Genomic DNA, 15,059 nt, shown 5'->3' on the forward strand with positions numbered 1-15,059 from the left:
GGCGGGTGCGCCGGCCGCCGCCGGGTCCAGGATCCGGTTGAGGAAGTTGCGGGTGCGCTCCTGGCGCGGTTGGCCGACCACCTGCGCCGCCGGGCCCTGCTCGACGATGACTCCGCCGTCCATGAAGACGACGCGGTCCGCGACCTCGCGGGCGAAGCTCATCTCGTGGGTGACGACCATCATCGTCATGCCCTCGCTCGCCAGTACCCGCATCACCGACAGCACCTCGCCGACGAGTTCGGGGTCGAGCGCCGACGTCGGCTCGTCGAAGAGCATCACCTCCGGCCCCATCGACAGGGCCCGCGCGATGGCCACCCGCTGCTGCTGGCCTCCGGACAGCTGCGCCGGGTAGGCGTCGGCCTTGTCGGCGAGCCCGACGCGTTCCAGGTTCTCCAGGGCGACGGCGGCGGACCGCGCCTTGTCCCGGCGCAGCACCCGGCGCTGGGGCAGGGTGAGGTTCTCCGTGACACTCACGTGCGGGAACAGGTTGAACTGCTGGAACACCATGCCGATGCGGCGGCGTACGGCGTCGATGTCGACGTCGAGGTCGGTGACCTCGGTGCCTCCCACGAAGACCTGTCCCCCGCTCGGCTCCTCCAGCAGGTTCACGCAGCGCAGCAGCGTCGACTTGCCCGAGCCCGAGGGCCCGATGACGCACACCACCTCGCCGCGGGCGACCTCCAGGTCGATCCCGCGCAGCACGTGGTTGTCCCCGAAGGACTTGTGCAGTCCCCGGATCTCGATCTCCGGGCGGTCCGTGACCATCGTGTCGTCCACCGTTTCCGTCTTCCGTGGCATCCGGTCCTCACACCGCCTTGTCCGCGCGGGCCTCGAGGCGGCGCACCACGAAGCTCAGCGGCACGGTCACCAGGAGGTAGCAGAGGCCGGCGACGAGGATCGGGGTGGAGTTCGCGGTCTGGCTGGCGAGGTCCCGTCCGAACTTCGTCAGTTCCCGCTCCTGCAGGGTCACGCCCAGGAACAGCACCAGCGAGGAGTCCTTGAACAGCAGGACCAGTTCGTTCGTCAGCGGCGGGATGACGATGCGGAAAGCCTGCGGGATGATCACCGAGACCATGGCGCGGGCGTGCGAGAAGCCCAGCGAACGGGCCGCCTCCATCTGCCCCTTGGGCACCGCCTGGATTCCGGCCCGAATCGTTTCCGCCATGTACGCCGCCGCCACCAGGCCGAGACCGATGGCGACCTTGCCGTACGTCCCGCCGGGGATCTCCGTGCCGGGGAACGCCAGCGGCACCGCCACGCCCACGAAGATGAAGATCAGCAGGGCGGGGAGGCCCCGGAACAACTCGATGTAGACGCTCGCGACCCACCGGTAGGGGGCCACCGAGGACAGCCGCATCATCGCGATGACCAGGCCGAGCAGCAGCCCGAGCAGGAAGCCGGACGTCGTGTAGATCACCGTGTTGCGCAGGGCGGTGGTGATGATCTCCGGGAAGAGGCGGAGCGCCAGGTCCTTCTGCGCGAACTGGTTCTGGAGCCGGTCCCAGTCGGCGAGGACGCCGATCAGGACCAGCACCGCGACGAAGACCGCGTACTGGATGCCCTGCGAGATCCGGCGCCGCTGCCGCCGGGTCAGACGAGACGTCACGGCGTGGCCTGGGGCAGCGGCCCGATCCACTGCTCGTAGAGCTTCTTGTAGGTGCCGTCGGCCTTGGCGTCCGTGATCGCCTTGTCGATCGCCGCCACGAGGGCGGTGTTGCCCTTCTTCACCGAGAAGCCGTACTGCTCACCGGTCTCGATGTTCTGCCCGAGCGCGAACTCCGCGGCGTTCTTGGGGTCCTTGAGCCACCCCTGGACGACCGGGTAGTCGATGACGACCGCGTCGACCTGGCCCGTGCGCAGCCCGTTGAGCACCGCGTCCGAGCTTTCGAAGGCGACCGGGTCGAAGCCCTGCGCCTTGGCGTAGCTCTCGCCGGTGGTCTCGGCCTGGGCGCCCAGCTTCTTCGACTTCGCCTTGACGTCGGCGAGGGTGGTGACGCCGCTCTTCTTGGTGGCGAGGAGCGCCTGCGTCGCGTCGAAGTACGGGACGGAGAAGTCGACGTTCTTCTTGCGCTCGTCGGTGATCGTCATGCCGGCCGCGGCGAGGTCGCACTCGCCGGAGTTGAGGAAGGCACCGGTCTTGAAGTTCTCGAAGGGCGTGTCGAGGATCTTCTGCTCGACCTTGAGCCTGCTCGCGACCAGGTCGACGAGGGCCACGTCGAAACCGACGACCTTGCCGTCCCGCTCGAACTGGAACGGCGGGTAGGGCAGGTGGGTGCAGGTGGTGAGGTGGCCCTTCTCGACGACGGGGACCCCGCCGGCCGCCTCGCCGGCCCCCTCGCCACCGGAGGAACAGCCCGCGACGAGGAGCGCGCCCGCCGCGGCGGCGCCGGCTGCGGTGCGGATGCGGAAGCTGCTGCGGTTTCCTCTGGCCGTCCGGAACACGGTTGACCTCCACGAGTGCGGGGCGTGCGGCGGTCGCGGGACGAGACCGTCCGCCGAGATCGTAAGCCACGGGTGGCGTGCGGCGAGGGATCATTCGTGATGCGTTCCGGGGCGGGGGAGACACATCCGGCCATGATCGTGAACCCCATGGCCGCGGGCCGGCCCAGGTCCCGGCGGGCCGGTGCCGCTGTTCCCCTGTGCCGCTGTGCCCCTGCCGCATCCGCTGCCGCGTGCGACGCTGGAAGGGCCAACCGGGCCTGACTGACCCCGCGCGGCCCGGCCGATCCACGGATGCCGCCATGCCCCGATCGCCGTTCCCCGCCTCCCGTACCATGCCCGCGGCCCTCGCCGGCGCCGCCCTCGCCGTCCTGCTGGCGGCTCCGGGCGCGCCCGCGTTGCCGTCCGGGTCCGCCTCCGCGCCCGTCCGGGCCGCCGCGCTCGTACAGACGGCCTCGCTGTCGATCCCCGCCATCGGGGTGTCCGGGCTGACTGTGATCCCGTACCCGGGAAGCCCCGACGACGCGCCGGGCACCCGCATCCAGGACCGGGGTGGCGCGGCCAGCCCGTACGGTCCCGGCGGCGGGGTGGGACCCGGCGACGTGGGCAACTACATCGTCACCGGGCACCGGGTCGCGGCGGGCGGGCCGCTGCGGGCCCTGCCGTCGCTGCCGACGGGTGCGTCCGTGATCGTCACGGCCGGCGGCGTGACGTACGAGTACACGATCACGGCGACCCGGACGACGTCCTTCCGGTCGCAGTCCTCCATGGCCGCGCAACGTGCCGCGGTACCCGGCTCTCCCGGTGCGGCCCCGACCCGGGCGATGATCACGGTGACCACCTGCCTCACGCCGGAGGACGACGCGGCGGGCAACTTCTGGCGGGACGCGCAGAACAATCCCGAACACCGCCTCGACAAGATCGGCGTCCTCACCGCCACCACACCCTGACCGGTTGCCGCCGGGCCTTGCCCGGCACCGCCGCAGGGGCCTGCCCAGCACCTCCGCCGAGCCCGGCCCGGCTGCCCGCCGGGCCATGACCGGAAGTCGCCGCCGCCGGTTCCCCCGTCGCGGATCGGACGGATCCCGTCGGGCCCGGACCGACCGCGGCCGGGCGCCGGGCACACCGGCCGTGCGAGCCCCCGTACGCCGCTGCCCCACCGCCCACGCCCAGGACCGCCCGACTCCGCTTGACGGGTACGCGGCGCGGCGGGTAGGGAGATGCTGTCACGGCACGGGGTTCGAAACGGGGGAAACATGAAGCCGCTCGAAACGGGCGATCCCATCTCGGTGGGCGAGGGCCGCTATCGGCTGGTGGGACGGCTCGGCCAGGGGGGCATGGGCGTGGTCTACCTGGGCCGTTCCCGGTCCGGCCGCGCGGTGGCCGTCAAGGTCGTACGCCCCGAACTGAGCACGGAGCCCGGCTTCAAGCGCAGGTTCGCCGCCGAGGTGGCGGCCGCCCGGCGGGTCGGCGGATTCCACACGGCGCCGGTCGTCGACGCCGAGCCGGAAGGCGATCCGGCCTGGCTGGTGACGGCCTTCGTACCGGGACCCACCCTGCAAGCCGTCCTCGCCCGCGTCGGTGCGCTCCCCGTGGACACGCTCACGGTCCTGGCCGCCGGTCTCGCCGAGGCACTGGAGGCGATCCACCGGGCCGGGGTCATCCACCGCGACCTCAAGCCCGCGAACATCATCGTCGCCGAGGACGGGCCGCGCGTCATCGACTTCGGCATCGCGCGCGCTCTCGACGGGACGGCACTGACCCAGACGGGTCTGCAGATCGGCACGCCGGGATTCCTGGCGCCGGAGCAGCTCACCAGTGGCATCGTCACGCCCGCGGTGGACATGTTCGCCCTGGGAGTGGTGCTCGCCCAGGCCGCGGGCTGCTCCCCCTTCGGCGACGGCCCGTCCGCGGCCCGGCACTACAAGGTCGTGCACGAGGAGCCGGACCTGGCCGCCATCCCCGGCGAACTCCGTGAGGCCATCGCCGCCTGCCTGTCCAAGGACCCCGGGGCACGGCCCACCCCGACGGCGTTCCTCGGCCGGCTGACGGTCCGCCACCCGGCCGGCGACGGCTGGCTGCCGGACGCGGCCACGCAACTGCTCCCCCGGCAGGACCCGGCAGAGCAGCCGGGTACGGCGGACGCGTGGGACGCACCGGACGCGCCGCGGCCCGTACCGGCGCCGGATGCCCCCGAGACGGCGCCGGAGACCGCGGCCACGGCCACTCCCGATCCCCGCGCCGGCGCTCCGGCCGCTCCCGACCCCCGTACGCGGCCCCCGCTGCCCGTGACCACGGCGACCGGGTCCGGGTCCGGCCCCGATGGCCGGCCCGCAGACGGAGCCGACCCGGCTCCGCCCCCGACCGCCGTATCCGTGCCCGTACCCGTACCCGTACCCGCAAGTGGTTCCCCGGCCGGGCCCCGGCGCGGTCGCCGCGCGATGGCCGGGGCGGCGCTCCTGGCCGCTCTCGCGATCGGCGGCCTGTTCCTCTGGCACCCCTGGAACGGGTCCTCCGACGACGGCGCCAAGTCGGGTGCCGTCACGCCCACTCCCACCCCCAGCGCCGCGCCGACCCCGGCACCCTTTCCGACCGATCCGCTCCTGATCCGTCAGGACACCGCCCCCGGCTGGCCCGCGACGTGTCACGGCGTGATCGCGCGCCGCGACGCGGCGACGGACACGCCCCGCCGGCTCGTCCCGGGGAGCGCCTGCGACGTCCTGCCCCAGTGGTCCCCCGACCGCACGTCGTTCGCCTTCACGCGGACCACCTCCGAGGGGACGTCCGTCTGGACGGCGAACGCCGACGGCTCGAACGCGCGGCGGGTCGCCCCGACCGCCGGCGGCAGGGTGTCGTGGTCGCCGGACGGCACCCGGCTCGCCGTGCTGCGCAAGAAGGACGGCGTCCAGCAGTTGTTCGCGGTCAGCCTCTCCGACGGCGCCGCTCAGCAACTCACCGCGGGCACCGGACCGGTCGAGGATCCGGCGTGGTCGCCGGACGGCAAGCAGATCGCCGTCTGCCTGCAGAACGGGCCCGAGAACTGGCAGATCCACCTGGTCGACCCCGCCGCACCCGGCCGCGCCCCCCAGCAGGTGACGAGGCTGCCCCATCCGACGCTCGATCCCGTGTGGGCCCCGGACGGCAGTACCTTCGCCTACACCGCGGGCACCGCCGGCAAGGGCACCCAGGGCGACATCCGCCTCGTGGGCGCGGACGGAGCCAACGACCGCGCACTGGTGGCCACCGGTGCGCACGAGATGGACCCGGCCTGGTCCGTCGACGGCAGCTGGGTCGCCTTCGTCCGCGGCCCGTACGAGAAGCCGGTGGTCTGGGCCGTTCGCGCCGACACGTCCGGCGAACGCGCCCTCACCGGCGGCGGCGCCTTCGAGGGTCACCCGTCCTGGCGCTGAGACCGCGGACACCGGCCGTCGCCGGACGGGGGCGTGCCGCCCGCTACCCTTTCGGCATGAGCATGCACAAGGCCGTCGGCGTGAGTGTGGACGCGATGATCGAGGACCTCCGGACGCTCGTCGAGGTCGAGTCCCCCTCGCGCGACGCCGACGCCCTGACGTCCTCGGCCGAAGCCGTCGCCGCCGTCATCGAGAGCCGCCTCGGCGGGCAGGCCGAACTGGTGGAGAGCGCGGCCGGGCCGCACGTCCACTGGTCGGCCGGGGGCGAGCCCCGCGTCCTGATCCTCGGTCACCACGACACCGTGTTCCCGCTCGGCACCCTCGAACGACGCCCGTTCACCGTGCGGGACGGGCACGCGACCGGCCCCGGCGTCTTCGACATGCTCGGCGGTCTCGTGCAGGCCGTGCACGGCCTGGCGAGCCTGGACGACCTGTCGGGCGTGGAGATCCTGGTGTCCGCCGACGAGGAGGTCGGCTCGCGCACCTCGCGCGCCCTCATCGAGGAACGGGCCCTCGCCTGCGGAACCGTGCTCGTGGTCGAGGGAGCCGCCGAAGGCGGGGGCCTCAAGACGGGCCGCAAGGGCTGCGGCACGTTCGAGGTCTCCATCGCGGGCCGGGCGTCACACGCGGGCCTCGAGCCCGCGGCCGGCGTGAACGCCCTGATCGAGGCGTCACACCAGGTACTGGCCATCGCGGGACTCGGCCGCCCCGAGACCGGTACGACCGTCACCCCGACCGTGGCGTCCGCGGGAACCCTGGACAACGTCGTTCCCGCGGAGGCGACCGTGATCGTCGACGTACGGGTCGAGTCGGCCGACGAGGCGGAACGGATCGAGTCCGCGTTCGCGGCGCTGGCTCCGCGTCTGGACGGGGCGAAGATCACCGTACGGGGCGGCATCGGCCGGCCCCCGATGCCCGAGTCCGCGTCGGCCGAGCTCTTCGCGCTGGCCGGACACCTGCTTCCCGGCCTGGAGGGCAGGGCGGTCGGCGGAGGCAGCGACGGCAACTTCACGGCGGCGCTCGGTGTACCGACCCTCGACGGCCTCGGGGCCGTCGGCGGCGGCGCCCACGCCGACCACGAGTACCTGGTGATCGCCTCGATGGCCGAGCGGGCGCGTCTCGTGGCCGGGCTGGTGGACGCGAGGCGGCCCTCCCCGGCCGCCTGAATCACGCCCGGCCCCGCGCTACCGGGCGGTCCTGGCCGCGAGCAGGGTGAGCGCGGCGGCCACGGTGTCGTGCAGGGTCTCCCGGACCGGGACACCGTGGCGGCGGGCGACGTGAATGAGGTAGCGGTTGCGTTCGGGGTTGGGGCAGTCGGGCGGACACCCGAGGACGGCCCGGCCCGTGCCGACGTCGAGGCCGAACTCGACGTTGGTGGTGAAGCCTGGAAGGGACGCGAGGTCACGGGGGATCCAGAACAGGATCGCGTCGGCGTGCCGGCGGGCGTCGGTCTCCCAGTCGACCTGTTCGTCGTAGTCGGCGGCGCGGACCCCGCCCCGGGACTCCGGGCTCAGTACGGTCAGCCGCTGCGGGCCCGTCCACTGGGCGGCGAGTTCCCCGATCGCGTCGGGCCGCCAGGACGGGGCGGGCTGGTCGGCGCGCGGGGTGGGCCCGGCGAGGAAGACGCTGGGCCCGGCAGCCGGGAGGGGTTCGCGGGCGTAGACGAGGTACGGGGTCACGGTCATCGGGTCTCTCCGGTTTCCGGCGGGGTCCAGGGTGGGCGGCAGCGCTCGGCCGCCGACGCGTCCGGCGGCCGCCGTCCGGTGCGCGGGGAGGCCGGTGCGCGGGGAGGCCGGGCGCGCCCGGTCCTTGGGCGTGTGCCCCGCGCAGGCCGTTTCGAGCGGGCGCGGCCGCCGGCTCCCGCACCGCGGCGGTCCCGGGAGGGCTTCCGAGCGGGCGGCGCGTAAGGCGGCGCATCGGGGGCACGCGTGCTGCACAGCGTCGAGTCGACGGATCGCCGTCCGGCGGCGGATCGGCAGGCGGACCGCTCCGGTGGCACGGGCAGTCGTCCGTACGGACGGGGCAAGCCGGATACGGGCGTGGCGCGGAGCCCGCCCCAGCGAGGAGGTTGCGGTGAACCAGGCATGGGTGCATCTGCTGGTCATGGCTGTTGCTCTGGCCGTCCTGTTCCGCGAGTTCGCCCGGAGCGGCGGAAGGTGACCCGCCGGCGCCGCGGCTGACCGGATGAACTGGTCAGCCGGCCGGGCCCCCGGGACGCGACCAGGAGTCGAAGCCGACCGTCGCGTCGGCGCTCGGGAACCGATCACGGTTTCCGGCACGCAGTTCGCAACGAAACGAAAAGAAGGAATCCGTGGTGAATCCACCTCGATCGCTCGGCCCGGACGGATGGCTCGGCCGGGCCAAGGCGGGTGTCGCGGGCATAAGTGAGCGACGTGCCCGGCTCCAGGCCCGCCAGGAAGCGGAGTACGTCGAGGCGTGGGACCACGCCATCCAGGTCGAGGAGCGGCGTTCGGACCGTATCGCGGCCCGGGACGCCGCCGACGCGGTGCCGTGGGGCGTACGCGTGGCCGCCGAGGCCGGCTGGCGGCTCCTGGTGCTGGCCGCCACCGTGTGGGTGCTGATGCGGGTGATCGGCGCGGTACGGCTGGTCGTGCTCGCGTTCGCGGTCTCCCTCCTGATCACCGCGCTGCTCCAGCCGACCGTCGCGCGGCTCCAGCGGCGCAACGTGCCGCGCGGGGTGGCGACCGCGCTGACCGCCGTGTTCGGGTTCGTCGTCCTCGGACTCGTCGGATGGTTCGTCGTCTGGCAGGTGCTCGACAATCTCGACACCCTCTCCGGCCGGGTTCAGGAAGGCATCGGCGAGCTCAAACAGTGGCTCGTCGACAGCCCGCTGCACGTCACGGAAGGGCAGATCAACGACGTCGCCGACCGGTTGAGCGACAGCATCGGCACCAGCACGAGCGAGATCACCTCCACCGGTCTGCAGGGCGTCACCGTACTGGTCGAGGGCCTCACCGGCCTCCTGCTGGCCATGTTCTGCACCCTCTTCCTGCTCTACGACGGAGCGCGCATCTGGGAGTGGACGCTCAAGCTGGTCCCGTCCTCGGCCCGTCCGGGTCTGGCGGGAGCCGGGCCGCGCGCCTGGCGGACGCTCACCGCGTACGTCCGCGGAACCGTCATCGTCGCCCTGATCGACGCCGTGTTCATCGGTGTCGGCATCTACATCCTCGACGTGCCGCTCGCCGTGCCCATCGCCGTCCTGATCTTCCTCGCGTCCTTCGTGCCGCTGGTCGGCGCGGTCGCCTCGGGCGCGCTGGCGGTCGTCGTCGCCCTCGTCACCCAGGGAGTCTTCACCGCGCTCATGGCGCTGGTGATCGTCCTCGTGGTGCAGCAGATCGAGGGGCACGTGCTCCAGCCGTTCATTCTCGGACGGGCCGTGCGGGTCCATCCGCTGGCCGTGGTCCTCGCCGTCGCCACCGGCGCCACCGTCGCGGGGATCGGCGGAGCGGTCGTGGCGGTGCCGCTCGTGGCCGTCGGCAACACCGTGGTCGGATACCTCAGGTCGCGCGGCGGCTCGGGAACCGCCGCGCCGGACACCACCGGGCCCGTCACCGGAGACGAGGGCGGGACCGGCCCGGACACCGGGGGCGGGGACGGTCCCGGCCACGCTCTCCAAGGCACGGACACTCCCCGGCCGGCGGACGACGGCACACCCCCGTAGCACCGTCGGGCTCGCCGGCCGGCGGTCAGCGAGCCCGACGGCGGGAGTTCCCCGTATGAGGGCGCCGGCGGGCTACGGCCTCGGGCGCCGCTTCGGGCGAGGAGAACCCGCCGGGCACGGATACCCGCGCCGGACCGGGATCGGCCGGGCCGGAGCCTGCGGAGAAGGGGGAAGAGGGGGAAGGGGACACGGACGTGTTCGGGACCGCGCCGGCGGCGGACGGGCGCCGGGAGCGGCCGAGGACCGTGATGTGCGAGATCAGCGGCGCGCAGCCCTGGCAGATCTCCGCGAGGGTCCACACCTGGCCGACGGCCGGGTTGTGGACCAGGAGCAGCAGCGGGGCACCCGCACAGGCTGCCCGGGCGTGTTCGTGGAAGGCGCATTCGGCGGCCCGGCAGGCACACGCGGCGTTGGGGCGGACCGTCGCGAGACGGGCGTGCGCGCGGACGTGCTCGGCGGCGAAACGCCGCATGGCCGCGATGTCCTTCGACCGGGGCGGCATGCGGCACGCCTCGACGCTGCAGGAGACGGAGACGGTGTGGTCTCCGTGGCCGGTCAGGCGGACCGTCCAGGTCCGCCCCGTGACACGGGATCCGGGAATCATGGTCAAGGGAGGGCCGTCCGTTCACGTATGTGGTGGCATGCCAACCGTTCGACTGGTGCGCGTGGGGGTGTTCCGCGCGGGACCGGCCCGGGTTCGGTAGGGCGCTCGGTGGCGGCCGGGCCGCGAGGCGCAGTACGTCGCGTCGAGGAGGGGGCATGGGGCCGAACACGGCCTACTCGTCTTTTTCGCACGTGGCCGCTCAGCTGTCAACGGCGGCCCACCGGGGCGCGGGGAGGCACGGAGGGCGCAGGGCCGCGCCCCGGTGATCGACTTCGGTGGCCGGGCCGGGGAACGCCCGCGGTGGCCGGTGGCCCGGCTCAGTCCTTCACCGCGCCGCCGAGGCCGGACACCAGGCGGCGTTGGACGAGGACGAAGAAGACCAGCACCGGCACCGTCATCACCGTGGAGCCGGCCATGATGCCGCCCCAGTCGTTCTCGTCCGGTTTGAAGAACACCAGCAGCGCCATCGGAAGGGTGGACTGGGAGGTGTCGCTGATGATGAACGACTTGGCGAAGAGGAAGTCGTTCCAGGTGGAGATGAAGGAGAAGACACTCGTCGCCACGAGCCCCGGGAAGACGAGGGGGAAGAGGATCTGCCACAGGAAGCGCGTGCGGCTCGCGCCGTCGATGGAGGCGGCCTCCTCCAGCGCCTCGGGAACCGCCTTCACGAAGCCGCGCAGCATCCAGATGGCGAACGGCAGGGAGAAGGCGATGTGGGGCAGGACCAGCGACCAGAGCGTGTTGAGCTGGCCGGTGTCCCGCATCAGGAAGAAGAGCGGGATCGTCAGGGCCTCGATCGGCACCATCTGGGCGACGAGGAACATGATGAGCAGGGTCGTCCGGAACCTGAAGCGGAATCGGGTGACCGCCGTCGCCGCGAGGAAGGCGATCAGCGCCGAGGCGAGGACCACGGATCCCGCGACGAAGAGGCTGTTGAGGAAGTAGCGCCCGAATTCCTGCTGCTCGAAGACCCGGCGGAACGAGTCGAGCGACGGGGACAGCGTCCAGGGGCGCGCCTGCGTCGACTGGATCTCGCCGGCGGGCTTGAAGGCGGAGAGCACCATCCAGTACAGCGGGAACGCCACGACCACCGCGACGAGGAGCGCGGACGCCTCGGCGGCCAGCCGCCACGGGCGGCGGACGCGGAGCCTGCCGGCCGGGGCCGCCGCCGTGGCGGCGCCGGCTCCGGCCGTGGCTCCTGCTCCCTCCCCGGCCCCGTTCGTGGGCATGGGTGTGGGTGTGGGGGGAACGGCCGGCGTGACGGTGCGGCTCACAGTTCTTCTCCCTGACGTCGCATGAGGCGCAGATAGACGAGGGTGACGGTCAGGAGGATCAGCAGCATGACGATGCCGATCGCCGAGCCCAGGCCGTACTGCGAGGACGCGAAGGCCTTCTGGTACGCGTACACGTTGAGGACGAGGTTCTGTCCGGCGATTCCCCCGCCGGCGGTCATCACGTAGATCTGGGTGAAGACCTTGAAGTCCCAGATGACCGACTGGATCGTGACGACGATCAGGATGGGCCGCAGCATCGGCGCGATGACGGAGCGCCAGGTCCGCCACTGGGAGGCGCCGTCCAGCGAGGCGGCCTCCAGTACCTCGGAGGGGATCGCCTTGATGCCCGCGTACACGGTCACCATCACGAACGGGAACGAGCACCAGACGACTTCGAAGAGGACGAGTGCGAAGGCGCTGTAGCGTCCGTACGTCCAGGAGAAGTCTCCGAGGCCGAGCACGCGGTTGACCGGGCCGTGGTCGGGGTCGAAGAGGAAGACCCAGACGGTGGAGCCGGTGACGGCGGGCGTCGCCCACGCGCCGAGCGCGGCCAGCATCAGGGCGAGCCTGGGGAGCGCTCTGACCCGGGTCAGCAGAACGGCGAGGGCGCAGCCGACGCCGAGCGTGGTGACCACGCAGGCGGCGGCGAACACGACGGTCGCCAGCAGGACCTGCCAGAACTGCCGGTCGGAGAAGAGGGTCCGGTAGTTGCCGAGGCCCTTGAAGGTGGTGGGCTCGCCTCCGCTGACCTGGGCCTGGGTGTATTCGAGGAAGGAGATCAGGCCGAGCTGGTAAATCGGGTAGACGAGCAGCGCGGCGAGTACGGCCAGTGCGGGCGCGAGGTAGAGCCAGGGCGTCCAGCGGCTGCCGTGGCGTCCTCCGGAAGCCCGCTCGGGCCGGGGGGCGGGTGCGGGGACGCGGACCGGGGCGGGCTTCTCGGGGACCGCCTCCGGTGGGGCGGCCGTCGCTTCGTGCTTCATGTCGACGGGCCCGGTCAGCCGGCGTCGGAGAAGGCCGTGTTCATCTTCTTCGCCGCGTCACCGGAGGCGGCGGCCACGTCCTTCTTGCCGCTGACGATCTCCTGGAACATCGTCGGCAGGACGGTCGAGGCGTCGATCTGGCCCCATCCCGCAGAGGCCGGAACGAACTTGGTGCCCGCCGTGAGGGTCCGGACGAACGGTTCGACGAACGGGTCCTTCTTCGCCACCTCGGCCCGGACGTCGGTGTAGGTGGGCAGGAAGCCCATCGCGTCGAACAGCCCCCGCTGAGCGTCCTTGCCGGCGAACCGCTTCATCAGGTCGACGGCCAGGGTGCGGTGGGTGCTGCTCTTCAGGACGCCGATGTTGTTGCCGCCCGCGAACGCCGGGGCGATCTCGCCCTCCTTGACACCGGGCAGCGGGACGACCGCGTACTTGCCCTTCACCGCGCCCGCCTCGACGGCCTGGTGGCTGAAGTCACCGCCGATGGCCATGGCCGCGGTGCCCGAGGCGAAGGCGGTGACGGTCGCGTTGCCGCCCATGGCGGCGCACTTGGCGGCCGGACAGTTGTCGTCGCCGAAGAGCGAGGTGTACGTCTCGATGCCCTTGCGCGCGGCGGCGCTGTCGATCGCCGCGGTGTAGGTGCCGCCGCTCTCCTCGGCGAGCTCACCGCCGTTGGCCCAGATGAACGGCATCGCTCCGTAGGTGTACGCGCCGCCGACGGCGATGCCGTACAGCTCGGGCTTCGCCTGGCGGATCCTCTTGGCCGTGGAGACCAGCTCGGCCTGGGTCTTCGGGGGCTGGAGCCTGAGCTCCGTGAAGACGTCGGTGCGGTAGTAGAGGGCCCGTACGCCGACGAAGAACGGGGCGCCGTACACCTTCCCGCCGACGGTGACCGACCGGGTGGCGGTGGGGTCGGTGTCCTTGGCCTCCGCCCAGGCGCCGAACTCCTCGCTGATGTCGGCGAGCCCGCCGTCCTTGACGTAGCCGGCGGTGTCGGTGTTGCCGTACTCGATCAGGTCGGGCGCGCTCTTCGGGTCGTTGAAGGCGGCCTTGATGCGCTGGGCCCTGGTCTCGACGGGTATGTACTCGACCTCGACCTCGGCATCCCCGTGCTGCTGCGTGAAAGCGGCGATGGCCCGGTCCACGACCTTCTTCTTCGGGTCGTTGTTGACCTCTTGGAAGAGCCAGACGCGCAGGGTGCCGGACTTCTCGTCCTTCGAGGCGTCGTTGGCGGCGGTCTGGGGGGCGCAGGCGGTGGCGGTGAGGCCGGCGAGGACGAACGCGGCGACGGGTACGGCTATGCGGGAGCGGAGCTTCATTGGCGGTCCCCAGGAGACGAGTGCGAGTGCGTTGCGCCATGCGCAACACCTGTTCCGTACTGCACAACTGGGAGGAGGCTAGAACGGCTTGAACACGGGGACAAGTGGTCTCAACCACTCTGTGACCGGACGAAGCGTCCCGTGCAACGCACGACACGGCGGTCCGAGTGCGCGGGACGCGGCGGCGGGACGCGCGGCGGACGCTCCAGCGCGTGCGGCGGACGGGTGCGCGGCGCCCGGGACCTCGGGTTTCCGAACGTCAGAACAGGGTGGCGGATCTCCCCGGGAGGGAACTGCGGCCGTCCGGGGACGAGTAGCATCCCGCAGCAACACCGTGAGGTATGAGGAGAGTGAGCCGCCATGGCCAACGAGCCGGACACCACACCCATCCGCAGCCTGTACGCGCAGCGGTTCGCCGTCGATCTCGAGACCAACCGCAGGGAACAGGAAGCCACCTGCGCCCAGATCGCCGAACTCGACGCCCGTCTGAAGCAGCTGAAGGCCGACGAGAGCTGGCTCTGCGGTATGCAGGGCGTGCTGCCCCCGGGCTCGGAGGGAGCTGCGGCGGACGGAGCGGGCGGCCACCTTCCCGCGCAGCCCGTACGGACGCCCGGGATCGTGACGGCCGCCCGGTCGGCAGTGGCCACCGGAACGCCGGCGAAGGAGGCCGTACCCCGGCCGCGGCGGGCGCGGAAGGCCACCGGCGGAGCGGCGGCCGCCAAGAAGGCGGCACTGCCCAGGAAGGCCCCGGCGGCCGCGACCGCCCCGACCGTCTCCGCTGCGGCCGCTCCGGCCACCGCTCCGGCCAAGGTCGCCAAGGTCGCCAAGGTCGCCAAGGTCGCCGTACGCAAGCCGGCCGCCGCCACCACGGGCAAGGCCGACCCGGCGAGCACGGCCGGCGCCCCGGACCCGGCGGCCAAGACGGAGCCCCCGCTGCGCGAGCTCGTCCTCGCCCTTCTGGTCGGCGCCGCGGAGCCCCGCATGGTCAGCGAGGTCACCACGGCCATGGCCGAGGCGCACCCGGGACGCCCGGCCTCCACCCAGGTGGTGCGCAACACCCTGGAGACCCTCGCCAGGAAGGGTGCCGTCGACAAGGAGAACAAGCAGGGATCGGTCATGTACACCGCGCCCCGGCCCACACCGGACGAGCCGGCGGGCGAGGCAGCGGCGGCCTCCGCCGGCGTGGACGGCAAGGCGGCGGCCCGGTCCTGACCCGTCGCCGACACCGCGGCGGCGGTCAGGACGCTCCCCGCACGCCCGGCCCCTGCCCCACCGGCGGGCGACGAAGCGGGGATGGGCCGCGCGGGTGACACCGGGAACTGCCGCGGGACGGCGCGTCGTTGTCCCCGCG

At 72.6% G+C, this 15,059-nt stretch carries 13 protein-coding genes; 5 read left to right on the forward strand and 8 right to left on the reverse strand.

Annotated elements, in window-relative coordinates; all coding sequences use genetic code 11:
• The 3 genes from ABT106_RS15510 to ABT106_RS15520 form a co-directional block, all read right to left on the reverse strand.
• The coding region (locus tag ABT106_RS15510; RefSeq protein WP_351277065.1) for an amino acid ABC transporter ATP-binding protein at positions 1 to 765 on the reverse strand (765 nt) is incomplete at its 3' end.
• 40 nt (positions 766 to 805) lie between these two features.
• Complete coding sequence (locus tag ABT106_RS15515) at positions 806 to 1,636, reverse strand: amino acid ABC transporter permease (RefSeq protein WP_502979386.1); 831 nt, start codon at positions 1,634 to 1,636, stop codon at positions 806 to 808.
• Positions 1,603 to 2,442: an ABC transporter substrate-binding protein gene (locus ABT106_RS15520; protein ID WP_351276985.1), complete on the reverse strand. Its 840-nt coding sequence runs from the start codon at positions 2,440 to 2,442 to the stop codon at positions 1,603 to 1,605. The genes ABT106_RS15515 and ABT106_RS15520 overlap by 34 nt, the downstream gene beginning before the upstream one ends.
• Before the next feature lie 299 nt (positions 2,443 to 2,741).
• Here ABT106_RS15520 and ABT106_RS15525 point away from each other — a divergent pair, with 299 nt between their 5' ends.
• The 3 genes from ABT106_RS15525 to ABT106_RS15535 all read left to right on the forward strand — a co-directional run bounded on the left by ABT106_RS15525 (position 2,742) and on the right by ABT106_RS15535 (position 7,015).
• Positions 2,742 to 3,389 (forward strand): sortase domain-containing protein, encoded by a 648-nt coding sequence (locus tag ABT106_RS15525; RefSeq protein WP_351276987.1) that lies wholly within the window; start codon positions 2,742 to 2,744, stop codon positions 3,387 to 3,389.
• A gap of 306 nt (positions 3,390 to 3,695) precedes the next feature.
• A complete protein-coding gene (locus ABT106_RS15530) occupies positions 3,696 to 5,849 on the forward strand; it encodes a protein kinase domain-containing protein (protein ID WP_351276990.1) in 2,154 nt (717 codons plus the stop codon).
• A 56-nt stretch (positions 5,850 to 5,905) separates the two neighbouring features.
• Positions 5,906 to 7,015, forward strand: coding sequence for a M20 family metallopeptidase (locus ABT106_RS15535; RefSeq protein ID WP_351276992.1), 1,110 nt, complete (start codon positions 5,906 to 5,908; stop codon positions 7,013 to 7,015).
• An 18-nt stretch (positions 7,016 to 7,033) separates the two neighbouring features.
• Here ABT106_RS15535 and ABT106_RS15540 read toward each other — a convergent pair whose 3' ends face one another.
• The gene (locus ABT106_RS15540; protein WP_351276994.1) at positions 7,034 to 7,534 is read right to left on the reverse strand and encodes a nucleoside 2-deoxyribosyltransferase domain-containing protein; all 501 of its coding nucleotides are present in this window, start codon (positions 7,532 to 7,534) and stop codon (positions 7,034 to 7,036) included.
• A gap of 629 nt (positions 7,535 to 8,163) precedes the next feature.
• On the opposite strand from ABT106_RS15540, the gene ABT106_RS15545 reads away from it, so the two are divergent.
• Positions 8,164 to 9,531 carry an AI-2E family transporter gene (locus tag ABT106_RS15545; protein WP_351276996.1) on the forward strand — a complete coding sequence of 456 codons (1,368 nt, stop codon included), beginning with the start codon at positions 8,164 to 8,166 and terminating at the stop codon, positions 9,529 to 9,531.
• Positions 9,532 to 9,556: 25 nt separating this feature from the next.
• On the opposite strand, the gene ABT106_RS15550 is transcribed toward ABT106_RS15545, so the two are convergent.
• The 4 genes from ABT106_RS15550 to ABT106_RS15565 all read right to left on the reverse strand — a co-directional run bounded on the left by ABT106_RS15550 (position 9,557) and on the right by ABT106_RS15565 (position 13,708).
• The gene (locus ABT106_RS15550) at positions 9,557 to 10,135 is read right to left on the reverse strand and encodes a hypothetical protein (protein ID WP_351277068.1); all 579 of its coding nucleotides are present in this window, start codon (positions 10,133 to 10,135) and stop codon (positions 9,557 to 9,559) included.
• A 317-nt stretch (positions 10,136 to 10,452) separates the two neighbouring features.
• Complete coding sequence (locus ABT106_RS15555) at positions 10,453 to 11,364, reverse strand: carbohydrate ABC transporter permease (RefSeq protein ID WP_351276998.1); 912 nt, start codon at positions 11,362 to 11,364, stop codon at positions 10,453 to 10,455.
• 41 nt (positions 11,365 to 11,405) lie between these two features.
• A complete protein-coding gene (locus ABT106_RS15560; RefSeq protein WP_351277000.1) occupies positions 11,406 to 12,389 on the reverse strand; it encodes a carbohydrate ABC transporter permease in 984 nt (327 codons plus the stop codon).
• A gap of 14 nt (positions 12,390 to 12,403) precedes the next feature.
• Positions 12,404 to 13,708, reverse strand: coding sequence for an extracellular solute-binding protein (locus tag ABT106_RS15565; RefSeq protein ID WP_351277002.1), 1,305 nt, complete (start codon positions 13,706 to 13,708; stop codon positions 12,404 to 12,406).
• A gap of 360 nt (positions 13,709 to 14,068) precedes the next feature.
• Between ABT106_RS15565 and ABT106_RS15570 the strand changes: the two genes are divergently transcribed.
• A complete protein-coding gene (locus ABT106_RS15570; protein ID WP_351277005.1) occupies positions 14,069 to 14,920 on the forward strand; it encodes a hypothetical protein in 852 nt (283 codons plus the stop codon).
• Positions 14,921 to 15,059 lie beyond the last annotated feature (139 nt).

Source organism: Streptomyces sp. NPDC002044, assembly GCF_040296725.1.
GTDB lineage: Bacteria > Actinomycetota > Actinomycetes > Streptomycetales > Streptomycetaceae > Streptomyces > Streptomyces antarcticus.

What these genes read in the sequence shown, in the direction of transcription:
- ABT106_RS15550 (WP_351277068.1), bottom strand. Translation starts at nt 10,135, where the DNA reads ATGATTCCCGGATCCCGTGTCACGGGGCGGACCTGGACGGTCCGCCTG.
- ABT106_RS15555 (WP_351276998.1), bottom strand. Translation starts at nt 11,364, where the DNA reads ATGCCCACGAACGGGGCCGGGGAGGGAGCAGGAGCCACGGCCGGAGCC.
- ABT106_RS15540 (WP_351276994.1), bottom strand. Translation starts at nt 7,534, where the DNA reads ATGACCGTGACCCCGTACCTCGTCTACGCCCGCGAACCCCTCCCGGCT.
- ABT106_RS15535 (WP_351276992.1), top strand. Translation starts at nt 5,906, where the DNA reads ATGAGCATGCACAAGGCCGTCGGCGTGAGTGTGGACGCGATGATCGAG.
- ABT106_RS15565 (WP_351277002.1), bottom strand. Translation starts at nt 13,708, where the DNA reads ATGAAGCTCCGCTCCCGCATAGCCGTACCCGTCGCCGCGTTCGTCCTC.
- ABT106_RS15570 (WP_351277005.1), top strand. Translation starts at nt 14,069, where the DNA reads ATGGCCAACGAGCCGGACACCACACCCATCCGCAGCCTGTACGCGCAG.
- ABT106_RS15525 (WP_351276987.1), top strand. Translation starts at nt 2,742, where the DNA reads ATGCCCCGATCGCCGTTCCCCGCCTCCCGTACCATGCCCGCGGCCCTC.
- ABT106_RS15530 (WP_351276990.1), top strand. Translation starts at nt 3,696, where the DNA reads ATGAAGCCGCTCGAAACGGGCGATCCCATCTCGGTGGGCGAGGGCCGC.
- ABT106_RS15560 (WP_351277000.1), bottom strand. Translation starts at nt 12,389, where the DNA reads ATGAAGCACGAAGCGACGGCCGCCCCACCGGAGGCGGTCCCCGAGAAG.